The sequence below is a fragment of the Microbacterium sp. ARD31 genome (assembly GCF_031844425.1).
Genome location: NZ_JAUZVE010000011.1, coordinates 13,452 through 37,434 on the forward strand (window position 1 = coordinate 13,452; position 23,983 = coordinate 37,434).

A 23,983-nucleotide genomic window follows, 5' to 3' on the forward strand; every position below is an offset into this window, starting at 1 on the left:
CTCCGCGGGCCAGTCTAGCGCGAAAGGGCGCTCGTCACGGCCAGAGCTGTGCGGCGATGTCGGTCGAGTAGCCGTCGGGATGGAAATTGATCCACGCCGTCGCCACCCATGCGCCGTCGCCGACGACGTGGGTCTCGCCGCGGACGTACTCGACGTCGTCGAACGTCACGCCGCGCTGCTCGATCTCGCACGACTCTCCCGCCGCGACATCCTCGCAGCCGAAACCGGCGGCACGCAGCGACTCCAGCACGCCGGCCCCCTGCTCCTCGTCGACGAGGGTGACGTTGGTGGCGAGGCCGAACTCGCTCGGCTGCCCCCACGTGCAGCGCAGCGTCGGAGCGCCCGACTCGAGGATCTCGAGCAGGTCGGCGTTCTCGGTCGGCAGCATCGTCACACCCGGGTCGTTCAGGGGCGGGTTCTGCTCCTGGAGCGCCGCGAGCATCTGATCGGAGTAGATGTCCTCGCAGCTGCTCGGCAGCTCGATCGACTGCGGGAGGTTCGTCTCGATCGGAGACGGCGACGGTCCCGTCGTCGGCTGCGTGATGCTCGGGGTGGGTTCGGGCGTCCCGGGGGATGCCGTCGGCGCCGGTTCGGCGCGGCATCCGGTCATGGCGACGCAGACCAGAGCGGCCGCCGTCGACAGCAGGACGAGTCGTGGTGCGGCGCGCATGGATCCCCCCGGTCGGTGTCGCTGTCGACGCTATCGGACGATGCCGCACGAGTCGCGCGCGTCGAGGCGGCGTGTCAGCGACCCTCTGCGTTCGCCTGCTGCCAATCGGCCAGCGTTCCGGGATCGTCGGTGACGATGCCGTCCACACCGAGGTCGGTCACCTCGCCCCACTGCGCGTCGTCGTTGAGCGTGTACACGACGATCCGGATGCCGGCCGCGTGCAGCTCGTCGACGACGGATGGACGGTCGAGGACGGCACGACGCTCGGCGATCAGCCCGCGCACTCCCGCCTCCTGCGCGGCGCGGACGACGTCGTCGGGCAGGTGTCGCAGGATGAGCAGGCGGGCCACCACGTCTGACTCGGCGGCAGCCAGAGCGAGTACGGCGGCGTCGAAGCTCCCCAGGGTGATGCGACGTTCGAGGCCGCGATCGGCGATGAGCTCGACGAGCGCGGCGATCGACGATTCGTCCCACGCCCTCTTCAGCTCGATGATGGCGCGACCGTCCTCGGCCGCGAGGAGATCGAGGAACTCGCCGGCCGTGGGCACGAGCGTGCCGGCGAACTCGGGCGCGAACCAGCCTCCGGCGTCGAGGCCTCGCACCTCATCGAGTGTGAGGTCCGACAGCGGCCCGCTCCCATCGGTGGTGCGGTCGACCCGCGCATCGTGCATGAGCACGGGGTGGCCGTCGGCGGTGAGCGCGACGTCGACCTCGACGTAGTCGAAGCCGTGCGAGAGCGCGTACGACACGGCGGCGAGCGTGTTCTCGGGCGCCGCCGTCGCGCCGCCGCGATGACCGGCGATGAACGCGGCGTCCCCGGGTGTGCGCTCGTCTCCCAGCGCCTCGGTCGCGCTCACTCGCGCCGGGCTCACGCCCAGCACGGCGATCACGGCACTGGCGACGGCGAGGACGCACACGACGGCGAGCGCGTGGATCCTCTGTCGGGTGCGGGCGGTGTCCGGGGCGTCGGGCATCGGGCGTGTCCTCCGGGTGGGCGCGTCCTCGTCGACGCGTGGCCACCCACCCTACACACGTCGTTACCTTTCCGTTACTTTCGCGTGCGGTGTCGTTCTCCGTGTCGTCGGAAGCGTGTCGTCGGCTTGGTGCGGGGGCTACGGTGGAGCCATGGCGCAGATGACGCGCGACCAGCGGCTCGTGCTGGCGATCGCGATCCTGGCGTCCTTCGTCGCCTTCCTCGACGGCACGGTGGTGAACGTCGCCCTCCCCGCCATCCGGGACGAGCTCGGCGGCGGGCTCGCCACCCAGCAGTGGGTCGTCGACGCGTACCTGATCACGCTCGGAGCCCTCATCCTGGTCGCGGGCTCGCTCAGCGACGTGTTCGGCCGCATCCGCATCCTGCGCATCGGCCTGCTGGGTTTCGGCGCGGCGTCCCTGGCGATCGCCGCGGCGCCGACCCCCGAGATCCTCATCGTCGCCCGAGGGGTCCAGGGTTTCGCCGGCGCCCTCCTGGTGCCGAGCTCGCTCGCCCTCATAACCTCGACCTTCCGCGACGCCGCGCAGGCGCGCGCGATCGGCATCTGGACGGCGATGACGACGGCGGCGATGCTGATCGGCCCGGTGCTCGGCGGGGCGTTCGTCGACCTCGCCTCGTGGCGCCTGGCATTCCTCATCAACGTGCTGCCCATCGCCGCGACGCTGTGGCTGCTCGCGGCGCTGGGCCGAACCGACGTGCGGCGTCCCGGTGCGCGCATCGACTGGGCCGGGGCGGCGCTGTGCACGGTGGGTCTCGGCGGCATGGTGTTCGCCCTGATCGAGGAGCCCGATCTCGGCTGGTCCTCCCCCGTCATCTGGGCGCCGTTCGTCGGGGGGATGCTGGCCTTCGCGGGATTCCTGGTGCGGCAGCACCTGGCGTCGGACCCGATGATGCCCCTGTCGCTGTTCCGCGCCCGGAACTTCTGGACGGGCAACGTCGCCACCGCCTTCATCTACGCGGCGCTGGCGCTGAACGGCTTCGTCCTCGGGGTGTACCTGCAGCAGGGGGCGGGGCTGTCGGCGACACTGGCGGGGCTGGCGTCGCTGCCGGCGACGGTCCTCCTGGTGCTTCTGAGCGAACGGGTCGGCACACTCGCCGGTCGTCGCGGCCCGCGACTGTTCATGACCGTCGGGCCTCTCGTGATGGCGGTCGGCGCGCTGATGCTCCTGGCGGTGTCGCCGGACTTCTCGTACTGGACGCAGGTCCTGCCCGGCACGGTGGTGTTCGGGCTGGGTCTGAGCCTGACCGTCTCGCCGCTGACGTCCGCCATCCTGGGCGCGATCGAGCCGGAGCGCTCGGGGATCGCCTCGGCCGTCAACAACGCCGTCAGCCGGATCGCCGGGCTCATCGTGATCGCCGCCCTCGCGACCATCGTCGGGGGCGAGCTCGACCTCGAGGGCTTCCACCGTGCCGCGATCGCGACCGCGGTCCTCATGGCGCTCGGCGGCATCGCCTCCTTCCTCGGGATCCGGGGCGCGACGTCGACGGCGCCGGCCCGCTGACCGCAGACCGGCGACCGCGACCGGTCAGACGAGGCTCTTGGGGTGCCACACCGTCTTGGTCTCGGTGAAGGCGGTGATGCGATCGAGTCGCGGCGCCGCGGCATCCTTCCCGTTCTCGGGCGGGAGCACCCGGGTGAGGGTCTGGGCGGCGGCGATCTGCAGGTCGACCCAGTCGAGGTCGCCGGCTCCGACGAGGTCCAGCCCGTGCACGTCGGGATGAGAGGCCAGCCACGGAGCGATCTCTGCGGGCGATCCGGTGAGGACGTTGACGACACCGGCCGGAACATCGCTGGTCGCCAGCACCTCGGCGAGACTGACCGCCGAGAGCGGGTAGCGCTCCGATGCGATGACCACGACGGTGTTGCCTGCCACGAGCGCGGGTGCCACGGCCGAGACGAGGCCGAGCAGTGCCGTGTCCTGCGGTGCGATGACGCCGACCACGCCGGTCGGCTCGGGCACCGAGATGTTGAAGTACGGGCCCGCCACCGGGTTGCCGTTGCCGGCGACCTGCGCGAACTTGTCGCACCAGCCGGCGTACCAGACCCATCGGTCGATCGCCTCGTCGACCTCGGCTGAGGCGGCACCGGCGCCGGCTCCGGTCAGCACGCGGATCTCGTCGACGAACTGCGCGCGTCGACCCTCGAGCAGCTCGGCCACCCGGTACAGCACCTGCCCGCGGTTGTAGGCGGTGGCCGCCGACCACCCCTTCACCGCGCCCGCCGCCGCCGCGACGGCATCCCTGGCGTCCTTCCGGGACGCGCGCGAGGCGTTCGCCAGGAAATCGCCCTTCGCGGCGGTCACCGGGTAGGTCCGGCCGGATTCACTGCGCGGAAAGGCACCGCCGATGAACAGCTTGTACGTCTTGGGGACGCTCAATCGGGCGCTCATGCCGCCCCTCCCTTCAGGTAGGCCGCGAGACCGTGCCGGCCGCCTTCGCGCCCGTAGCCGGACTCCTTGTAGCCGCCGAACGGGCTCGACGGATCGAAGCGGTTGAAGGTGTTGGCCCACACCACTCCCGCCCGCAGACGGTCGGCGACCGCCAGGATGCGGGACCCCTTCTCGGTCCAGATCCCCGCTGAGAGTCCATAGGGGGTGTTGTTCGCCTTCTCGATGGCTTCGGCGGGGGTCCGGAAGGTGAGCACCGACAGAACCGGACCGAAGATCTCGTCCCGCGCGATCCGATGACTGGTCTGCACGTTGGTGAACACCGTGGGCGCGAACCAGAAGCCGCGGTCGGGGATCGCGCAGTCCGCAGTCCACCGTTCGGCTCCCTCCTCGTCGCCGATGCGGCTGAGCTCGCGCACGCGCGCCAGCTGCTCGGCGGAGTTGATCGCGCCGATATCGGTGTTCTTGTCCAGCGGGTCACCCAGCCGGAGCGTCGACAGGCGTGCCTTCAGGCGGTCGACCACCTCGTCGTGGATGGCCTCCTGCACGAGCAGACGGCTGCCGGCGCAGCACACCTGACCCTGGTTGAAGAAGATGCCCGTGACGATGCCGTCGACCGCCTGCTCGATCGGGGCGTCCTCGAAGATGATGTTGGCGGCCTTGCCGCCGAGCTCGAGCGTCACCTTCTTCTCGGTGCCCGCGACCGCCTTGGCGATCTCGCGTCCCACAGCGGTCGACCCGGTGAAGGCCACCTTGTCGATGTCGGGGTGGCGCACCAGCGCCGCGCCCGTGGCGCCCGCTCCGGTGATGATGTTGACCACGCCGGGGGGCAGGTCGGCCTGCTGCAGGATCTCTGCGAACAGCAGCGCCGTCAGCGGCGTCGTCTCGGCGGGCTTGATGACCACGGTGTTGCCCGCCGCCAGCGCCGGCGCGATCTTCCAGGCCAGCATCAGCAGCGGGAAGTTCCACGGGATGACCTGTCCGGCCACGCCCAGCGCTTGCGGCGCCGGCCCGAGCCCGGCGTGGTCGAGCTTGTCGGCCCATCCCGCGTAGTAGAAGAACCACGCCGCCACGAGCGGGACATCCACGTCTCGGCTCTCTTTGATCGGCTTGCCGTTGTCGAGGCTCTCGGCGACCGCGAGCTCGCGGGCGCGCTCCTGCACCAGCCGCGCGATGCGGAAGAGATACTTGCCCCGATCGCGGCCGCTCATCCTCGACCAGACCTTGGCGTAGGCGCGACGAGCGGCGGCGACGGCGGTGTCGACGTCGGCTTCGGACGCCGAGGCGATGGTCGCGATGCGCGATTCGTCGGCGGGCGAGATCGTGTCGAACGTCGCGCCGGTGCCCGGGTGGAACTCGCCGTCGATGAACAGCCCGTACTCGTCGCGGAGGTTCAGGATCGCGCGGGACTCGGGCGCGGGGGCGTACTCGAGAAAACTCATCGGTGGCTCCTTGGTCGGTGTCGGTGCGACGGTGGGGCCGACATCAGTCGACGGTGACGTAGTCGGTTCCGGTGTAGTGGCCCGACCCGATCTTCTGACGCTGGCGGAGGACGTCGTTGAGCAGGCTCGAGGCGCCGAAGCGGAACAGATGCGGCTGCAGCCACTCCTCCCCCGCGATCTCGGCGACCGTCACGACGTACTTGATCGCGTCCTTCGCCGTGCGGATGCCCCCCGCGGGTTTGACCCCGACACGTTCACCCGTGGCCCGGTACCAGTCGCGCACCACCTCGAGCATCAGGAGGGTCGTGGGGAGGGTCGCGGCGGGCTGCACCTTGCCCGTGGAGGTCTTGATGAAGTCCGCGCCGGCGAGGATCGCCAGCCACGAGGCGCGCTTGATGTTGTCGTGGGTGGCGAGCTCACCGGTCTCGAGGATCACCTTCAGCGACGCCGAGGACCCGTCCTCGCGGCGGCATGCCCGCTTGACCCGCGCGATCTGATCGAAGACCGTCCCGTATCGCCCCGAGAGGAAGGCACCGCGGTCGATGACCATGTCGATCTCGTCGGCGCCCGCAGCCACCGCCTCGGCGGTGTCGGCGAGCTTGATCGCCAAGGACGCCCGACCGCTGGGGAAGGCTGTGGCGACGGCGGCGACGCTCACGAGGCCGTCGTCAGGGTCGCCGTGCGCCTCGCCGAGCGCGTCCACGGCGTACGGCACCATGTCTCCGTACACGCACACCGCCGCCACGCGCGGGCATGTGGGGTCTGCGGCATCCGGCGTCAGCGCCTTGGCGACGAGGGAGCGAACCTTCCCGGGCGTATCGGCCCCCTCGAGTGTCGTGAGGTCGATGAGGCGGATGACGGTGTCGAGCGCCCACGCCTTGGACGTGGTCTTGATCGAGCGGGTGCCGAGGTCCCCGGCACGCTGTTCGAGCCCGACCGCGTCCACCCCGGGAAGTCCGTGCAGGTAGCGGCGCAGCGTCGTGTCGTCGGGCTCGCCGCCCAGCAGCTGGACGGCGCGCTCGGGAAGCGTCTGCAGATCGGTGCGCGTCATGAACTCCCTCGTTCCACAGCCGTCGGATGCCGCCGGCCGCACGCTCGATCGTAAGCCGACCGGTGGCCGGGGTCTACGCCGACACGGCCTCGCTCAGCCCAGGGCGGCGCGCACGCGAACGACGTCGTCGGTCATCTGCGCGATGAGCGGGTCGATGCCCTCGAACGCCACCATGCCGCGGATACGCGCGGCGAACTGGACTTCGACGCGGTGCCCGTAGAGGTCGAGGTCGGTTTCGTCGAGCACGTAGGCCTCGACCTGCCGCGCGGCGACGTCGCCGAAGGTGGGATTGTTCCCGATGCTGATCGCGGCCGGGTAGCGGATGCTGCGACGCGCGGTCGCGGCCGGATCGGGAGCGCCGTGACCCTCGTCCACCAGCCAGCCCGCGTAGACACCCTCGGCGGGCACGAAGCCCTCGAGATCGGTCGAGAGGTTGGCCGTCGGAAAGCCCAGCTCCCGTCCGCGCTTGAGACCGTGGACGACCTCCCCCCACACCGACGGCAGCCGGCCGAGGAGCTTGGACGCGGTCTCCACGTCGCCGGCCGACAGCAGCTCGCGTATCCAGGTCGACGACACGCGTCTGTCGCCGTCGATGGCCCGCACGTCGCCGACCACCTGCACGTCGAAGCCGAACTCGGCACCCAGCTCCGCCAGCGTGGCGGGGGTGCCGGCCCCACCCCGGCCGAAGCGGAAGTCGGCACCCACGAGCACGACCTGCGCGCCGAGGCGATCGGCGAGCACGTGCTCGACGAATGCGCGCGGGGACAGCGCCGCGAGCTCTTCGTCGAACCGCAGGACGAGTGCGGCGTCGACGCCGGCGTCGGCCAGCAGGGCGATCTTCTGGTGGACGCCGATGAGGCTGTCGGGACAGATCTCCGGGCGCAGCAGGGCCAGCGGGTTGCGATCGAAGGTGACGGCGACGACCGCGGCCCCGCCGGTGGCGGCATCCACCCTCGCCCGGTCGATGACCGCGCGGTGGCCGGCGTGGACACCGTCGAACTTGCCGATCGCGACGACCGATGGACCGAACCCGTCGGGGATCGCGGCCGGATCGTGGAAGACGATCATGCGGCCACCGTCGCCGGAACCGCCTGGGCGGGCGCGGGGCGGTGGACGATGAGCCACCACAGCCCGAAGAACGGCAGCACGAGCGGAACGAACAGGTAGCCCAGCCCGAACCACGACCACACCGTGGGGTGGGCGAACAGGTCGGGCAGCACGAACGACAGCGTGCCGATCACCAGGACGCCTACGAGCTCGAAGCCGACGGCCACCCACGCCACGGCGTACCACGCCGGCCGACCGGCCAGGATGAGCGCGAGGGTGGCCAGCAGGTAGACCACCGCGGACACCGCAGACAGCGAGTACGCCAGCGGCGCCTCGTCGAAGCGCTCGGCGATCTGGACGAACGAACGGCCGCTGGCGGCGAGCGCCATGATCGCGTAGACGATCACGAGAACGCGGCCGATTCCGGTCATGCGACGGCGAGGGCGATCGGGGGGTGTCATGGCGTTTCCATCCTAGTTCCGCGTTCGCGGGGCAACAGAAGCGCCAGTCACATAGATCACATGCACCCCAGGAGTAGACAGACACACCGCGAAGTGCCAATATTCACAGACGGCTCCCGACCGCATCCCTGTCCGTTCCTCTCCGCGAAGTGCTCCTCATGCGATCGATCCGCTCCCTGCTCATCTCCGGCGCCACCGCCGCAGCCCTCATCGCGGGCGGGCTCTCTCCGGCCGCCGCTCTGGCGGCCTCCACGCCCACGACCGTCGCGGGAGCCGCGCCGTCCGCCGTCGCGCCGATGGCCACCCCTCCGCTGGCGACGTCGTTCCGCCACCCCGTGAGCGCCAAGACGTACACGATCAGCTCGCACTTCGGGCCACGGTGCATTCCGCTGCCCGGCGCATCCACCTACCACCTCGGCACCGATCTGGCGGCGAAGGGCGGCGCGCCGATCTACGCCATCGCCGACGGCATCGTCACCGCCACCGTCAGCGGCACGACGTCCCGGGTCGGCTACATCGCGGTCCGGCACAACATCGCCGGAGCCGAGTACACGTCGATGTACATGCACGTATGGTCGGCCACCACCCAGGTGAAGGTCGGGCAGACGGTCAAAGCGGGTCAGCGGATCAGCGAGGTCGGCACCAGCGGCGGCTCGACGGGCAACCACCTGCATCTGGAGCTGTGGAAGGCCGTCGCCGGGGGCGGGGCCGTGGCACAGAACCCGGCGAGCTTCCTCTCGGCTCGCGGCGTCGACGTGTACGCCTCGGCATCGTCGATCACGGCGCGCCCGACCCCGTCGACGTGCACGTACTACGCGACCGCGAACGTCAACTTCCGCACCGCCCCGTCTCTGTCGTCGACGGTGAAGCGACTGCTTCCCAAGGCGACGGCCATGGTGCACGTTCCCGGCCAGATCACCTCGGGGTTCATCCCGGTGAAGATCGGTGCGGAGTCGGGCTGGGTCTCTTCGGGCTACGTCTCGCCGAACAAGCCGTATGTGCCGCCGACTCCGGCGCCCACTCCGACACCCACGCCGACCCCGACGCCCACTCCGACCCCGACGCCCACTCCGACCCCGACGCCGGTGCCTGCGGGATCCGCGACGTACAAGACGACCGCCGGCCTCAACCTCCGCGCCACGGCGTCGATGACAGGCACCGTCCTGACCCTCATCCCCCAGCACGCGAACGTCGGCAGCATCCAGGCCACCAGCGGCGAGTGGCGAAAGGTCGCCTACCAGGACAAGACCGGCTGGGTCCACTCCGCCTATCTCGCACCGACGGACGGCGGGGCGATCACCCCCACGCCGACACCCACTCCGACCCCGACACCCACTCCGACTCCGACGCCGACGCCGACGCCCAAGCCGACACCCACCCCGACGCCCAAGCCCACGCCGACACCGACGCCCGCTCCGGCACCCGCGCCCGCGCCGACCACGTACCAGACGACCGCCGGCCTCAACCTGCGCGCCACGGCATCCATGACCGGCAGGATCGTCGCGCTCATCCCGAGGAGCGCAAGCGTCGGCAGCGTCCTGGCGACGAACGGCCTCTGGCGGAAGATCACCTACCAGGGCAAGACCGGCTGGGTCCACTCCGCCTACCTGGCACCCGCAGGCACCACGCCGCCCGCGTCGGCTCCGGCCCCGAAGCCGACATACAAGACGACCGCAGGCCTGAACCTCCGCGCCACGGCATCGTCGACCGGCAGAATCGTCGCTCTGATCCCCAGGAGCGCAAGTGTCGGCAGCGTCCTGGCCAGCAGCGGCGTCTGGCGGAAGGTCTCCTACCAGGGCAAGACCGGCTGGGTCCACTCCGCCTACCTCACGCCCTCATCCACCTCATCCGCTGCGCCGGTGGCGAGCCCGACCACGTACAAGACGTCCGCCGGCCTCAACCTGCGAGCGACGGCATCCATGACCGGCAGGATCGTCACGCTGATCCCCAGGGGCGCCAACGTCGGCGGGATCCAGGCCAGCAACGGCGTCTGGCGGAAGATCACCTACCAGGGCAAGACCGGCTGGGTCCACTCCGCCTATCTCGTGAAGCGCTGATCCCTAGGCGATCTGCACGGTCCAGATGACGTGCATGCGCCACACCATGACCGCCACCGCGAGCGCGGCGATCCCCATGATCACCGTGCTCCAGCGGCTGCGTTCGAGGAGCGCCCACAGGACCGCGCCCGGAGGCAGGAGCGCTGCAGAGACCAGGTAGACCCAGAACTCCAGCGCACTGCCCGACGGCGGGTTCCCCACGAGCGGTGCGATGATCGCCACCACGATCTGGACGACCAGCAGCACCTCGACGAGTGCCAGACCGCCCACGCTCAGGTCGCTCGGGCGGCGTCCGGCCAGTCCCGCGACGATCGCGAACAGGCCCGCGGCGACGGCGACCGCGACCTGCGCCAGGCTGAACCACAGGATCATCGGGCCTCCTCGGGCATGTTCATCGCACTCTTGACGTCGTCCCCCCGGCGCTCGACGACGCCGACGAGCGAGCCGTCGGGCGCGACGGCGGCGCTGGGGCTCGCCACCAGCCGTGCCGCGGCGCCGACGAGGCGCTTGCCGTGCCGCAGGTCACGGGCCTCGGAGGCGGTCACCTCCAACCGTCCGAGCACGGCGGCCGCGACCTCGGCGGGGCTCAGCCGCTCCGCTGCGTCGAGCTCATCGACGGCCGCTGCCGCGGCGACCGAGAACGGGCCGATTCGCGTACGCCGCAGGGCCGTCAGGTGCCCGCCCACGCCGAGCGAGGCCCCCAGGTCCCGCGCCAGCGACCGGATGTACGTGCCGCTCGTGCAGTCGATGACGACGTCCAGGTCGACATGCCGATCGCCACGCCGCTCGTCGCGCACGTCGAACCGCGAGACCGTCACCTCGCGTGCCTTCAGTTCGACCTGCTCCCCCGCTCGGGCCAGGTCGTAGGCGCGCCGCCCATCGACCTTGATGGCCGAGTAGGAGCTGGGCACCTGCGAGATGCGGCCGGTCAGTGCCGCGATGCCCGTCCCGATGGCTGCGGAGGGCACCGTCTCGGCGTCCGCGGAGCTCACGACCTGCCCGTCCGCATCGTCGGTGTCGGTGGCGACACCCAGCCGGATGGTCGCCTCGTACGTCTTGTCGAGCCCGACGATGTAGGTCAGCAGCCTCGTGGCGCCCTCGACGCCCAGCACGAGCAGACCGGTCGCCATCGGATCGAGGGTTCCCGCATGGCCGATCTTGCGCGTCCCCAGCGCCCGGCGCGCCCGCGCCACGACGTCGTGGGAGGTGACGCCTCCGGGCTTGTCTACGAGGAGGATGCCGGACAACACCGAACCAGCCTACGGCTCCTCCCGGGCCGATCTCCGCCTGCCCGGCCGTACGCTGGACGGATGCCCGACCTCGCCGCGCCGATCGCCGAGTGGTACCGCGCGAACGCCCGCGACCTGCCGTGGCGGCATCCGGATTTCGGGGCGTGGGGCGTCCTGGTGAGCGAGTTCATGCTGCAGCAGACCCCGGTCGCCCGGGTGATCCCCCATCTCGAGTCGTGGCTCCGAGAATGGCCCACTCCGACGGCGTTGGCCGGCGCCTCGCCCGCCGACGCGGTCCGCCGGTGGGCCAACCTCGGCTACCCCCGTCGTGCCCTGTGGCTCCATCGCGCAGCGGGAGAGATCCGAGACCGGCACGCCGGGATCGTCCCCCGCGACATCGACGACCTGCTGGCGCTCACGGGCATCGGCGACTACACCGCGCGCGCCGTGGCCGTCTTCGCGTACGGCGAGCGGCACCCGGTGGTCGACACCAACACCCGGCGGGTGCTGGCCCGCGCCGTCGAGGGTCGCAGCCAGCCCGGTCCCCCGGCCAAGCGCGACCTCTCGGCCATGGCGGCGATCCTCCCCCACAGCGTGGCCGAGTCCGCCGTCGTCAATGCCGGCGCCATGGAGCTCGGGGCGGTGGTGTGCGTCTCGCGGGCACCCAGATGCGGCGCCTGCCCGATCGCCGACGCATGTGCGTGGCGAACCGCGGGGTACCCCGACACCGGGGATGAGCGGCGCCGGCAGGCGCGCTACGAGGGGAGCGACCGGCAGGCGCGGGGTGCGGTACTCCGGCAGCTTCGCGACGCCCCGGGCCACACGGTCCCGATCGCCGACGTGGCCCGTCCCTGGCCGGACCCGCTGCAGCGCGATCGGGCGATCGACTCGCTCATCGCCGACGGACTCGCGGAGACGTTCGAGGGGATGCTGCGACTCCCCGTGTGACCTTGGACCCTGCCCCTCGTCACCGCACCGCCGTACTCTCGGGCCATGAGAGCTCTCGTGGTCTTCGAGTCGATGTTCGGGAACACCCGCGCAGTCGCCGACGCGATCGCGTCAGGGCTGGCCGAAACGATGGAGGTCGACGTCCGCAGCGTCGACGACGCGCCGGACGGCATCGCGGCCGACCTCGGACTGGTCGTGGCGGGAGGCCCCACGCACGCGTTCTCGATGTCGCGCGAGACCACCCGACGTGACGCGGTCGCGCGGGGCGCCGATCACCCGACGACGAGCGGTCTGCGGGACTGGCTCGAACGCCTCCCCGAGTCGCGGTCGAGCGCCGCCGTCGCCACGTTCGACACCCACGCCGCCCAGAAGTGGATCCCCGGGTCGGCCGCGAAGGCCGCCGCACACGAAGCGCGTCGTCACCACCTGCGCGTGCTGTCGAGCCGCAGCTTCTACGTCGCCGACATGGAGGGTCCGCTCGTCGACGGCGAGACCGACCGTGCGCGGGCGTGGGGACGAGACCTCGCCCGGCGCGTGCAGGAGGAGTGACCGGAGGTCAGTCCTGCTCGTCGTCCTTCGGCTTGATGTACGGGTCGGCGTCCCCGGCGTACGCCGCCGACGCGGCGAGACCCGCCACCTCGGCATCGCGCTCTCGCGCCTCGCGCAGGAGATCGGCGATGTGCCCCGCGTTCTCGGGGATACCGTCGGGGATGAACTCCAGAGTCGGGGTGAGCCGCACGTTGAGATGACGACCGACTTCGGAGCGCAGCATCCCGGTCGCCGATCTCAGCGCCTCGCCCGAGGCGATGCGCTCCTCCTCGGAGCCGAGCACGGTGTAGAAGACGGAGGCGTGCTGGAGGTCGCCCGTCACGCGCACATCCGTGATCGTGACGAAGCCCAGACGGGGGTCGCGAAGACCCTTCTCGAGCCGCTCGGCGAGGATGACGCGGATGCGGTCACCCAGACGGGCCTGACGTTCGCTGGCCATGACAGTTCCTTTCGACAGGTGAGGGACGCCCGCAGGCGTCCCTCACCGTGGGCGATCAGCCGCGAGGCTTCTCGATCATCTCGGTCGTCTCGATCTCGTCACCGATCTGGATGTCGTTGAACTTGCCCAGACCGATACCGCACTCGAAGTCCGTCCGGACCTCGGTGACGTCGTCCTTGAAGCGACGCAGCGATTCGATGGCCAGGCCGTCGGCGAGCACGACACCGTCGCGGATGACCCGCGCCTTGGCGTTGCGCGTGATCGTGCCCGAGCGGACGATGACACCGGCGATGTTGCCGAACTTCGAGGAGCGGAACACCTCGCGGATCTCGGCGACACCCGACTGGACCTCTTCGAACTCCGGCTTGAGCAGACCCTTCAGGGACTGCTCGACGTCGTCGATCGCGTTGTAGATGACCGAATAGAACCGGACGTCCACGCCCTCGCGGGAGGCGCGTTCGCGCGCCTTCGTGTCGGGCCGGACGTTGAATCCGATCACGATCGCGTTGTCGATCGTCGCCAGGTTGATGTCGGACTCCGTCACCGCACCCACACCGCGATGGATGATGCGCAGCTGCACCGAATCGTCCACCTCGATCTTGAGCAGCGACTCCTCGAGCGCCTCGACGGCACCCGACACGTCACCCTTGATGATGAGGTTGAGCGACTCGACCTTGCCCTCTTCGAGAGCCCGGGTGAAGTCTTCGAGCGAGATGCGCTTGCGGGCCTTGGCCAGCTGGGCGTTGCGCTCGGCGGCCTCGCGCTTCTCGGCGATCTGACGGGCGGTGCGATCCTCTTCGGTGACGATGAAGACGTCACCGGCGCGGGGCACCGAGTTCAGACCCTGAACCTGGACCGGACGCGAGGGGTAGGCCTCGTCGACGGCATCGCCGTTCTCGTCGACCATCGCACGGACGCGGCCGTAGGCCGTTCCCGCCACGATCGCGTCGCCGACGCGGAGCGTGCCGGACTGGATGAGGACCGTCGCCACCGAGCCGCGGCCCTTGTCGAGCTTCGCCTCGATCGCGACACCGCGAGCCGCCTTGTTGGGGTTGGCCGTCAGGTCGAGTCCCGCGTCGGCGGTGAGCAGCACGGCGTCCAGGAGCTCCTGGATGCCGGTTCCCTGCCGGGCCGACACATCCACGAACATCACGTCGCCGCCGTACTCCTCGGCGACCAGTCCGTACTCGGTGAGCTGCTGGCGCACCTTGCCGGGGTTGGCGTCGGGCTTGTCGACCTTGTTCACCGCGACCACGATCGGCACGTTGGCCGCCTGGGCGTGGTTGAGCGCCTCCACCGTCTGGGGCATGATGCCGTCGTCGGCGGCGACCACGAGGATCGCCAGGTCGGTGACCTGCGCACCACGGGCACGCATGGCGGTGAACGCCTCGTGACCGGGGGTGTCGATGAAGGTGATGGCGCGCTCGATCTCCTCGTGCTCGGTCCACACCTGGTAGGCACCGATGTGCTGGGTGATCCCGCCGGCCTCGCCCGCGACCACGTTGGTCTGACGGATCGCATCCAGCAGTCGCGTCTTACCGTGGTCGACGTGACCCATGACGGTGACCACGGGAGGACGGATCTCGAGGTCGTCTTCGCTCTCGGCCTCCAGCTCGGCCTCGAGGTCGAGTCCGAAGCCCTCGAGGAGCTCCTTGTCCTCGTCCTCGGGCGAGACCATCTGGATCTTGTAGCCGAGCTCGGCGCCGAGGACCTCGAAGGTGGCCTCGTCCAGCGACTCGGTCGCCGTCGCCATCTCGCCCAGGTTGAACAGGATGGTCACGAGCGTGCCCGGCTGGACCGTGTAGCCGCGGATCGCCTCGAGCTTGTCGGCGAAGTCCGAGATCGACGCGCCGCGGCGAAGGCGGATGATCTCGCCGTTGCCCTTCTGGACGCTGACGCCACCGACCTGCGGGGCATCCCGCATCTCGAATTCCTGCCGCTTCGCCCTGCGCGACTTGCGCTGCTTGGACTTGCCGCCACCCTTGCCGAAGGCGCCTGCGGTGCCACCGCCGGGACCGCGGCCACGGCCGCCGCCACCACCGGGGCGACCGGCGAAGCCGCCGCCCGGACGCTGGAAGCCGCCGGGCGCGCCTGCGCCGCCACCGGCACCGCCGGGACGACCGGGACCGCCGGGACGCTGCTGGAACGGCGCGCCGGGACGACCGCCGCCACCGGGACGACCGGCACCGCCGGGACGCGGGGCGCCCGGGCGCGGAGCGCCGGGGCGCGGGGCCTGCGGACGGGGGATGTTGCCGGGGTTGGGGCGCTGCCCCATGCCCTGGGCGGAGGCGAACGGGTTGTTGCCCGGTCGCGGGCCGGCGGGGCGCTGGCCCATGCCCTGAGCCGAGGCGAAGGGGTTGTTGCCGGGACGCGGTGCGCCGCCGGGACGGGGCGGCTGGGGTCCGGGAGCGGCCGGTCCGGGCTTGGGCGCGCCTTCTGCCGGCGCATCGCCGGAGGCTGCCTGAGCGGCCGGAGCAGCCGGCTCGGCCGGAGCGGCCGGCTCGGGCGCAGCGGGGGTCGCCGCGGGCTCAGCGGCCGGCGCCGGCTTGGGAGCTGCGGGGCCGGGCTTGGCCGCGGGGCGAGCGGGGCCGGGGCGCGCGCCGGAGCGTGCGGGGGCCGCGGCCTTCTTCTCGGCCGGTGCCGCGGCACCAGCCGTGCCATCGGCTTCGAGGGCCGCGCGAAGCTTGCGGGCCACCGGGGGCTCGATGGTCGATGACGGGCTCTTGACGAACTCGCCGAGTTCCTTCAGCTTGGCCAGAGCGACCTTGCTGTCGACGCCGAGCTCGGAAGCGATCTCGTGTACGCGTGGTTTTGCCACAATTCTCCTGTCTTGGGGGCCTACCCCGGACAGGGCAGACCGTCAGTCGCGGACGGGTCTCATTTCGAGCCGTTCACTTCTTGTCCATAGCCGTTCAGCCGTTTCTCGATGGTCTGCGTGTTCAGCGGGCCCGATACACGCAATGCCCGCACGAACGCGCGGCGCCGCACAGCGGCGTTCACGCATTCGGACGTCTCGTGCACCCACGCGCCCCGCCCCGGCATCGATGCCCGCTCGTCGGGAATGACGGCGGAATCCACGCAGACCACCCTGAGGAGGGCGGATCGGGGGGCACGCGTGCGGCAACCGACGCACGTTCGTACGGGCTCCATGTTACACCCCGGACCCGCGTGGCCGGTCAGCCCTCGTCGAGGATGCTGTCGGGCTGGATGTCGATCTTCGCGCCCGTGAGCTTCGCCGCCAGGCGGGCGTTCTGCCCCTCCTTGCCGATCGCGAGCGAGAGCTGGTAGTCCGGCACGAGCGCGCGGACGGCCTTGGTGCCGGCATCCAGGACGAAGCTGGACGTCACCTTCGCCGGGGAGAGCGCGTTCGCGACGAACTTGGGCAGTTCGGGGTCGTAGTCGACGATGTCGATCTTCTCGCCGCCGAGCTCCTCGGTGACCGCGCGGACGCGTCGTCCCAGCTCGCCGATGCACGCGCCCTTGGCGTTGATGGCGGGATCGTTGGCCTTGACGGCGATCTTGGTGCGGTGGCCGGCCTCCCGCGCGAGCGAGACGATCTCGACCAGGCCCGCCGGGATCTCGGGCACCTCGAGGGCGAAGAGCTTGCGGACGAGTCCGGGGTGGGTGCGCGACACGGTGATCTGCGGGCCCTTGGTCCCCTTGGAGACACTCGTGACGTAGACACGCAGGCGCGAGCCGTGCGCGTAGTCCTCGCCGGGCACCTGCTCTTCGGGCGGCAGGATCGCCTCGACGGAGCCGAGGTCGACGTGGACCATGCGCGGGTTCGGGCCCTGCTGCACGACCCCCGCGACGATGTCGCCCTCCTTGCCGCGGAACTCGCCCAGCACCGCGTCGTCGGCGATGTCTCGCAGCCGCTGGCTGATGACCTGCTTGGCGGCGAATGCGGCGATCCGCCCGAAGTCGTCGGGAGTGGTCTCCTCTTCGCCGATGACCGCACCGGTGTCGTCGACCAGGGGGACGAAGATCGCGACGTGCCCGGTCTTGCGATCGACGGAGGCACGGGCGCCGTCGGCGAGTTCTCCGTCGGCGGAGCTGTGCTTCGCGTAGGCGGTCAGGATCGCCTGCTCGATGATCCGCACCAGTTCGTCGAGGGGAATCTCCTTCTCGCGCTCGATGGTCCTGAGAAGTCCGAGATCGATGTCCACGCTTGCCTCCGTATTCAGCTCTCACCGGCACGCCGAGCGCACCGGAACCCTACAACGTTACCCGATGCACGAGCGCCTCACGGCGTGATCCCGTAGCGCCCGCAGTCGTCGATCGGGGCTCCGCCGCCCTCGAGCCGGTCCTCGGTCCAGCGCACCAGGAAGGGCAGGAAGCGCGAGCCCGGCAGCAGGATCCCCTGATGATCGGTGTCGCGGTAGATGCCCCATGACACCTCCGCGCCGTCCGTGCACGCCCGGTCGACGAAGTCCTGCTGGAGCTGGGGAGGGATGACCTCGTCAGCGGCCCCCCACGCCACCAGGAGCGGTTCGTCGAACGGGCCCGTCACGGCGTTCTGCGCGAGCCGCGCTCCCAGCGGCCCTCCCGTCAGATCGCCGACGTAGAGCGGCCGATCCTCGGACACGCCGAGCGCGGCCAGCACCGACACGATGACGCCGGGCTCGCTCGGGCAACGCGTGGTCATCTCGCGGACGATGGATCGCGCCCCGGGAGCGACGTAGTCCGTCAGTTCGACGTCGGGATACGTGTCGGCGTAGGGGACGAGCACCCACGATATGAGCACGGTCAGCAGCGGCGAGGCATCGCCGTCGGTGAGCTCGCCGGCCAGGGCGAGGGGGTCGGTCACCGGGGCCAGCGCCGCGGTGCCGACGATGTCGAGCTCCGGGGTGTACTCGGCGGCGAGCTGCGCCGACCACAGCGCGGCATGGCCGCCCTGCGAATGACCCCACAGCGCGACCCGATCGCTGAGCCAGACCCCGAAGGCCTCGTCTGCCGCCCTCACGGCATCCAGTGCCGACTGCGCCTCCCCCACCCCGATCAGGTACGGGAAGACGCCCGGTGCCCCCTGGCCTGTGTAGTCCGGGGCCACCACCACCCAGCCGCGCTCGATCGCCTCGTCGAGCGCCGGGATGGCCCAGCGCGTCGCCGAGGCCTCACGCAGACTCGGCGCGCAGCCGCGCGCGACACCCGTCGTGCCGTGGTTCCACAGCACCACGTCCCGCGGCTGCCACGAGACACCGTCGGGGATGATCACCAGCGCACTGCCGACAGCCGGCTGACTGCGTGCGTCGATCGTCGTGTACAGGATGCGGGTCACCGTCGCCCCCGGAGGCTGTCGCCCGTCGAAGCCGTCCTCTCGGATGAGCGCTCCGTGCTCTCTGGGGACCTCGGCCGGCGGATCGTAGAAGGAGCCCACGACGGGCGCGCCGTCGGAGAGCCACTCGTTGACCCACCATGCGCCCGACGCGGTCAGGACCAGCACCAGCGAGAGAGCGAAGCGCCCGGCATCCGCCCATCCGGTCGCGGCGCGCGTCGGACGCCGTGGTCGTCCCGCGCTGTCGCGCCGGGCGACCAGGCGCCGGCCACCGCGCACGGCGAGCGAGACGCCGAAGACGAACGTGCGGACACCGAAGACGGCGGCGACGACGAGGACCGTCACATCGGGCCAGGTGAGGGCCAGAACACCGAAGACCAGCTGGGCCGCCCCCCACGTGGCGGCCAGCACGCGCACGCTCGCACGACCGCGCGTGGTCGCGTCGCCGAGCGATGCCAGACCGCCCAGCACCAGGAGCACCGCCAGCGCGGCGGGTGCCAGATCCAGGCTGCGGCCGAACCAGACGATGACGGCGAGACCGACCAGCACCCAGGCCGAGGCGAGGGCTCGGTGCCACCATGCTCGACCGGTGGGTGCGGCGAACTCCCAGATGCCCGAGACGATGGCGCTGACCCCGACGTACAGCGCGAGCACGAAGAGGGACGTCAGGGGGCGCAGGGCGATGAGCGCCCCGAGTGTGGCGAGGGCGATGCCCACGAGCAGCACCACGCGGGGATGCGCGCCTTCGACCAGGCGCGGCAGCACGCTCCACCGCATCGGGCGCGAGCGTGGGCTGCGATGTGCCATCCCGCCCATGGTATGTCTCCGACGACGGTGGCCCGCCGACGCGGCCGCCGCCATACTGGGGCGATGGACGCGGCTAACGACTGGCTTCTGCTGTGGGGCGACAACCTGTGGACCTGGGCGGTGCTGCCGGTGGTGGTGCTGCTGGGGCTCTACTTCACGATCCGATCCGGAGTGGTGCAGTTCCGGCTGCTGCCCGAGATGTTCCGGACGCTCACAGACAAGACCCCGCGGACGACCGACGGCAAACCGCAATCGGTGTCGTCGTTCCAGGCCTTCACGATCTCCGCCGCCTCGCGGGTGGGCGTCGGCAACATCGCGGGCGTGGGCACCGCCATCGCCATCGGCGGACCCGGAGCGGTGTTCTGGATGTGGCTCATGGCCTTCATCGGCGGCGCGTCCGCCTTCATCGAGTCCACGCTCGCGCAGCTCTACAAGACCCGAGACAAGGACGGCTTCCGCGGCGGTCCGGCGTACTACATGCAGCGAGGGCTGGGTGCTCGGTGGATGGGCATCCTCTTCGCGATCATCCTCATCATCTGCTTCCCGATCGCGTTCAGCTCGCTGCAGGCCAACACCATCCAGGCGACGATCTCGGGAAGCTTCGGCGATGACGCCGTCGGCTGGCTCCCGTGGGTCATCGGCATCTCGCTCGCGGTGCTCATGGCGCTGGTCATATTCGGCGGCGTCCGCCGCATCGCCTCGGTCACCCAGACGCTCGTCCCGGCGATGGCGCTGCTCTACCTGCTCCTCGGCCTGGTCATCGTGGCGATCCACATCGAGCGGCTCCCGGAGGTCTTCGCGACGATCTTCACGCAGGCCTTCGGCCCCAACGAGGTGGTCGGCGCGACCCTCGGATACATCATCCTGACCGGCGTCAAGCGGGGCATGTTCTCGAACGAGGCCGGCCTCGGCTCCGCGCCGAACGCCGGAGCCACCGCCGCGGTCACCCACCCGGTGAAGCAGGGGCTCGTCCAGACGCTCGGCGTGTACTTCGACACGTTCCTGGTGTGCTCGATCACCGCGTTCATCGTGCTGGTGTCGGTGCCCGACCTCGCCGGGGCCGAACGGGGCATCTCGCTGACCCAGGGGGCGATCGTCGGCGCGCTCGGCGAATGGTCGAACGTGCTGCTGAGCATCATCATCTTCCTGCTGGCCTTCAGCTCGATCCTCGGCAACTACTACTACGGCGAGTCGAACGTCGAGTTCATCACCCCGCGACCGGGCGTGCTGCTGGGATACCGGATCCTCGCCGTGGTGGCGGTGCTCGTGGGCTCGATCGTCTCGGCCGACCTGGTGTGGAACTTCGCGGACGGGGCGATGGGCTTCATGGCGCTCGTCAACCTGGTCGCGATCGCCCTGCTTTCGGGTGTCGCCTTCCGCCTGCTGAAGGACTACACCCAGCAGCGCCGCGAGGGCCGCGACCCCGTGTTCACGCGCGACCGGCTGTCCGATGTCCGCAACATCGAGGTGTGGGAGGACGAGCTTTCGGTCACCGGCCCCATCGACCTGCCGGTCAAGCGCCGTCAGTCGGAGAAGCACCGCGACCACCTGCACCACGCGCCCCACCAGGAGTGACGGCGCGCACATCGAGCCGGCACCCGACCCCGGCTAAGCATGCGGCGCGACTCGCGGTCAAGCCCTGTTCCTGTGAACGCCCTGTGCTTCTATCCTGAGCCCATGAACCAGACACACAAGCAGGTGGCCAGATCGGCCTCCTCCTCCCCCGCCCTGCGTGTCCTCGCCCGAACCGGCTACGCCGCCAACGGCGTCGTCCACATCCTGATCGGCGCGATCGCGCTCACCATCGCCCTCGGCGGCGGCGGGTCGAGCGATCAGTCCGGCGCGATGAAGGCGATCGCCGGCGCACCCGCCGGCTTCGTCCTGCTGTGGATCCTGGCTCTCGGCCTCTTCGCCCTGGCGCTCTGGTACATCATCGAAGGCATCCTCGAGCCCGGCCAGGGCAAGGACAAGTGGACCGACCGTCTCGCCAGCTTCGGACGCGCGGCCGCGTACCTGTTCCTCGGCGTGATCGCCGTCACCTTCGCCCTCGGCGGCAGCGCCAACAGCGAGCAGAGCACCGAGGACGCCACCGCCGGCATCCTCCGCATGCCCGGGGGTGCGTTCATCGTGGGCCTCGGTGGACTCATCGTCCTCGGCATCGGCGGATACTTCGTCTACAAGGGCGTGAAGAAGAAGTTCCTCGAGAACCTCTCGCTCCCCGGCGGCCAGGTCTCGAACGGCATCACCAAGCTCGGCGTGGTCGGCTACATCGCCAAGGGGATCGCGCTCGGCATCATCGGCATCCTGCTCATCGCCGCGGGGGTGACCTCCGACCCCGAGAAGGCGGCCGGCTTCGACGGTGCGCTCAAGAGCCTCCTCGACCTGCCGTACGGACCGTGGCTGCTCGGCGCGGTCGGAGTCGGACTCATCGCCTACGGCGTCTTCCAGTTCGCCCGGGCACGCTACACCCGGCTCTGATCGATCCCGACCTGCGGCGAACGGGGGCCTGCGGCGCGATGCCGCAGGCCCCCGTTCGGTCACACCCGGTGAACCTGCACGACCGAAGGCCGGGGCGCGTTGGGCGCGTCCCCCGGTCCGTTCGCGCCGTAGTCGGGGAACCGCGACCGCGGCTCGGCGAAGGTGCCGTCCTCACCGGGATGCTGGACCGCCACGAGCACAATCCCCTCGGCGTCGTGGATGACCGGACCGCACGTCTCGGCATCCCGGGGAACGGCGAGGAACTGCTGGACGCGTCCCCGCTCGGGGCCCTCGAGCGGGACCTTGAACAGCCCGTCGTTGCGGCCGATGGTGCTCGGCGCGCCGTCGGTCGAGATCCACAGGTTGCCCTCGGAGTCGAATGCGACGTTGTCGGGGCACGAGATCGGTGACACCTGGTCCTTCGGGAAGCCCGCGAAGTAGGCGTTGTCGAACGTGGCCGGGTCGCCGCACAGCAGCAGGATGCTCCAGCCGAACGTGTCGCCGGACTGTCCCGCCGTCTCGGTGAGTTCGATCACGTGGCCGTAGCGGTTGCCGGTGACGGGATTCGCCTCGTCCAGCGGCGCCGCGGAACCGCGCTGGGTGTTGTTCGTGAGGGCGACGTACACCTTGCCGGTGAGGGGGTTCGGCTCGACGTCCTCGGGTCGATCCATCTTCGTCGCGCCGACGCGGTCGGCGGCCAGGCGGGTGAAGACCAGCACCTCCTCGATCGTCATCCCCGGCACGGCGCTCGCCCCGTCGCGGGTGAGCGGGATCCACTGGCCGCTGCCGTCGAACGCACCGTCTGAGGGCAGAGCTCCCGAGCCGGTGATCTCGGCTGCGGGCGAGTCGCCGAAGAACTTCGCGACGTACAGGTCCCCCTCGGCGAGGAGATCGAGGTTCTTCTTCCGCGAGCCCGAGATGCGGTTCTTCGAGACGAACTTGTAGAGGTAGTCGTTGCGCTCGTCATCGCCCATGTAGGCGACGACGCGCTTGTCCTCGGCGACGATGACGTTTGCGCCCTCGTGCTTCATCCGGCCCATCGCGGTGTGCTTGCGCGGCGTGGACGTCGGGTCCTCGGGGTCGACCTCGACGATCCAGCCGAAACGGTTGGGCTCGTTGACGTACCCGGGGTCGTGGCTGTTGAAGCGCGGGTCCCACGACTCCCACCGGGTCGAGGTCGAGAAGCTCGACGACCCCTGGTAGCGCCGCTGGCCCTCGGTGGCGGCGTTCCAGGCGAAGTAGCCGTTGAAGTTCTCCTCACCCGAGAGAACGGTGCCCCACGGCGTCGTGCCTCCCGCGCAGTTGCCGAGGGTGCCCTTGACCCGGCGGCCGGTGGGGTCGCCCGCCGTCGTCATGAGGGCGCTCCCGGCAGCGGGTCCGGTGATCTCGAAGGGCGTCTCGACGGTGATGCGCCGATTGCGGCGTCCGTCGATCTCGTACGTCCACGGGTCGCCCACGCGCGTGCGCCTGACCTCGACCACCGACAGGCCCTGCGCAGCCTTGAAGATCTCGCTGCGGCGGCGGATCTCCGCGGGGTCGGACGCGGGAGGGAACATGATGCCGGGGTTGACGTACTCGTGGTTGACCACCAGCGTCCCGCGCTTGCCGCTCGGGTCGGCGACGATGTCGAGGTAGTCGCAGTTGTAGCCGAACTGCCCGGCCTGGGCCTCGGGGCTCTGGGCGTCGATGTCGAACAGCGGCGCCGACGAGAAGAGCGGGTCGCCCCATCGGATGATCGGACGCCAGGTGTAGCCCTGGGGGACGGTGAACGCATCCACCGAGCTCGCGACCGACTCGATCGGGTCGAAGGCGAGCGAGCCGGTGCCCGGCCGCGCGAACGCGACGCCGGCGCCGCCGGCTCCCGCCGCCACCGGACTCGACGCGGGCGCACCGGCGCGGAGGCCCGACACGGCGACGGCGACGGCGGCCGCGGCACCCATGCCCAGCAGCGCCCGACGGGACAGGGCCGCCGAGGCGACGTCGCGGAAGTGCTCGTTGGCGGAGGTGTTGCACTCGGGGCCGAGGCACGCGTTCGCGCACTTGTACTGGCACGTGACGGCGGATCGCTTGCCGCGGACGTGGTCGAGCATGGGAAGCGATCGACGACGGTTCTCGATGGAAGACACCGGTCATCCTCTCTCTAGGGGTC

General features: G+C 70.6%; 21 protein-coding genes. 6 read left to right on the forward strand and 15 right to left on the reverse strand.

What is annotated here, in order from left to right; all coding sequences use genetic code 11:
* Positions 1 to 34: 34 nt before the first annotated feature.
* Positions 35 to 670, reverse strand: a complete 636-nt coding sequence (locus Q9S36_RS23530; protein WP_311287267.1) for a hypothetical protein — start codon at positions 668 to 670, stop codon at positions 35 to 37.
* Positions 671 to 744: 74 nt separating this feature from the next.
* Positions 745 to 1,644, reverse strand: coding sequence for a glycerophosphodiester phosphodiesterase family protein (locus Q9S36_RS23535; RefSeq protein WP_311287268.1), 900 nt, complete (start codon positions 1,642 to 1,644; stop codon positions 745 to 747).
* Positions 1,645 to 1,795: 151 nt separating this feature from the next.
* Here Q9S36_RS23535 and Q9S36_RS23540 point away from each other — a divergent pair, with 151 nt between their 5' ends.
* Positions 1,796 to 3,166, forward strand: a complete 1,371-nt coding sequence (locus Q9S36_RS23540; protein WP_311287269.1) for an MFS transporter — start codon at positions 1,796 to 1,798, stop codon at positions 3,164 to 3,166.
* Between the two features lie 24 nt (positions 3,167 to 3,190).
* Here Q9S36_RS23540 and Q9S36_RS23545 read toward each other — a convergent pair whose 3' ends face one another.
* The 5 genes from Q9S36_RS23545 to Q9S36_RS23565 all read right to left on the reverse strand — a co-directional run bounded on the left by Q9S36_RS23545 (position 3,191) and on the right by Q9S36_RS23565 (position 8,052).
* Entirely contained in the window at positions 3,191 to 4,054 is an 864-nt protein-coding gene (locus tag Q9S36_RS23545) for an aldehyde dehydrogenase family protein (protein ID WP_311287270.1), read from the reverse strand.
* Positions 4,051 to 5,493: an aldehyde dehydrogenase family protein gene (locus Q9S36_RS23550; RefSeq protein ID WP_311287271.1), complete on the reverse strand. Its 1,443-nt coding sequence runs from the start codon at positions 5,491 to 5,493 to the stop codon at positions 4,051 to 4,053. Before Q9S36_RS23550 ends, Q9S36_RS23545 begins: the two co-directional genes overlap by 4 nt.
* Before the next feature lie 43 nt (positions 5,494 to 5,536).
* Positions 5,537 to 6,544 carry a deoxyribose-phosphate aldolase gene (gene deoC / locus Q9S36_RS23555; RefSeq protein ID WP_311287272.1) on the reverse strand — a complete coding sequence of 336 codons (1,008 nt, stop codon included), beginning with the start codon at positions 6,542 to 6,544 and terminating at the stop codon, positions 5,537 to 5,539.
* Positions 6,545 to 6,637: 93 nt separating this feature from the next.
* Positions 6,638 to 7,612: a bifunctional riboflavin kinase/FAD synthetase gene (locus Q9S36_RS23560; RefSeq protein ID WP_311287273.1), complete on the reverse strand. Its 975-nt coding sequence runs from the start codon at positions 7,610 to 7,612 to the stop codon at positions 6,638 to 6,640.
* Complete coding sequence (locus Q9S36_RS23565; RefSeq protein ID WP_311287274.1) at positions 7,609 to 8,052, reverse strand: hypothetical protein; 444 nt, start codon at positions 8,050 to 8,052, stop codon at positions 7,609 to 7,611. Before Q9S36_RS23565 ends, Q9S36_RS23560 begins: the two co-directional genes overlap by 4 nt.
* Before the next feature lie 158 nt (positions 8,053 to 8,210).
* Here Q9S36_RS23565 and Q9S36_RS23570 point away from each other — a divergent pair, with 158 nt between their 5' ends.
* Positions 8,211 to 10,109, forward strand: a complete 1,899-nt coding sequence (locus Q9S36_RS23570) for an SH3 domain-containing protein (protein ID WP_311287275.1) — start codon at positions 8,211 to 8,213, stop codon at positions 10,107 to 10,109.
* Between the two features lie 3 nt (positions 10,110 to 10,112).
* Here the strand turns inward: Q9S36_RS23570 and Q9S36_RS23575 are convergent, their stop codons facing one another.
* Together Q9S36_RS23575 and truB are read right to left on the reverse strand one after the other, a co-directional pair.
* Positions 10,113 to 10,481 carry a hypothetical protein gene (locus Q9S36_RS23575; RefSeq protein WP_311287276.1) on the reverse strand — a complete coding sequence of 123 codons (369 nt, stop codon included), beginning with the start codon at positions 10,479 to 10,481 and terminating at the stop codon, positions 10,113 to 10,115.
* A complete protein-coding gene (truB, locus tag Q9S36_RS23580) occupies positions 10,478 to 11,359 on the reverse strand; it encodes a tRNA pseudouridine(55) synthase TruB (protein ID WP_311287277.1) in 882 nt (293 codons plus the stop codon). The genes Q9S36_RS23575 and truB overlap by 4 nt, the downstream gene beginning before the upstream one ends.
* Positions 11,360 to 11,419: 60 nt before the next feature.
* Between truB and Q9S36_RS23585 the strand changes: the two genes are divergently transcribed.
* Together Q9S36_RS23585 and Q9S36_RS23590 are read left to right on the forward strand one after the other, a co-directional pair.
* On the forward strand, positions 11,420 to 12,286 hold the full coding sequence (locus tag Q9S36_RS23585; protein ID WP_311287278.1) for an A/G-specific adenine glycosylase: 867 nt from the start codon (positions 11,420 to 11,422) through the stop codon (positions 12,284 to 12,286).
* Between the two features lie 45 nt (positions 12,287 to 12,331).
* Positions 12,332 to 12,835 (forward strand): flavodoxin/nitric oxide synthase, encoded by a 504-nt coding sequence (locus tag Q9S36_RS23590; protein ID WP_311287279.1) that lies wholly within the window; start codon positions 12,332 to 12,334, stop codon positions 12,833 to 12,835.
* Positions 12,836 to 12,842: 7 nt separating this feature from the next.
* Here the strand turns inward: Q9S36_RS23590 and rbfA are convergent, their stop codons facing one another.
* The 5 genes from rbfA to Q9S36_RS23615 all read right to left on the reverse strand — a co-directional run bounded on the left by rbfA (position 12,843) and on the right by Q9S36_RS23615 (position 19,356).
* A complete protein-coding gene (gene rbfA, locus Q9S36_RS23595) occupies positions 12,843 to 13,274 on the reverse strand; it encodes a 30S ribosome-binding factor RbfA (protein WP_311287280.1) in 432 nt (143 codons plus the stop codon).
* Positions 13,275 to 13,329: 55 nt separating this feature from the next.
* Positions 13,330 to 16,092: a translation initiation factor IF-2 gene (gene infB, locus Q9S36_RS23600; protein ID WP_311287281.1), complete on the reverse strand. Its 2,763-nt coding sequence runs from the start codon at positions 16,090 to 16,092 to the stop codon at positions 13,330 to 13,332.
* Positions 16,093 to 16,151: 59 nt separating this feature from the next.
* The gene (locus Q9S36_RS23605; RefSeq protein ID WP_251453063.1) at positions 16,152 to 16,352 is read right to left on the reverse strand and encodes a YlxR family protein; all 201 of its coding nucleotides are present in this window, start codon (positions 16,350 to 16,352) and stop codon (positions 16,152 to 16,154) included.
* A gap of 98 nt (positions 16,353 to 16,450) precedes the next feature.
* On the reverse strand, positions 16,451 to 17,440 hold the full coding sequence (gene nusA / locus Q9S36_RS23610) for a transcription termination factor NusA (RefSeq protein ID WP_251453074.1): 990 nt from the start codon (positions 17,438 to 17,440) through the stop codon (positions 16,451 to 16,453).
* Between the two features lie 77 nt (positions 17,441 to 17,517).
* Positions 17,518 to 19,356, reverse strand: coding sequence for a lipase family protein (locus Q9S36_RS23615; protein WP_311287282.1), 1,839 nt, complete (start codon positions 19,354 to 19,356; stop codon positions 17,518 to 17,520).
* 63 nt (positions 19,357 to 19,419) lie between these two features.
* Between Q9S36_RS23615 and Q9S36_RS23620 the strand changes: the two genes are divergently transcribed.
* A complete protein-coding gene (locus tag Q9S36_RS23620; protein ID WP_311287283.1) occupies positions 19,420 to 20,931 on the forward strand; it encodes an alanine/glycine:cation symporter family protein in 1,512 nt (503 codons plus the stop codon).
* Positions 20,932 to 21,033: 102 nt separating this feature from the next.
* The gene (locus Q9S36_RS23625; RefSeq protein ID WP_311287284.1) at positions 21,034 to 21,834 is read left to right on the forward strand and encodes a DUF1206 domain-containing protein; all 801 of its coding nucleotides are present in this window, start codon (positions 21,034 to 21,036) and stop codon (positions 21,832 to 21,834) included.
* A 59-nt stretch (positions 21,835 to 21,893) separates the two neighbouring features.
* On the opposite strand, the gene Q9S36_RS23630 is transcribed toward Q9S36_RS23625, so the two are convergent.
* Entirely contained in the window at positions 21,894 to 23,924 is a 2,031-nt protein-coding gene (locus Q9S36_RS23630; RefSeq protein WP_311287409.1) for a PhoX family phosphatase, read from the reverse strand.
* Positions 23,925 to 23,983: the final 59 nt, after the last annotated feature.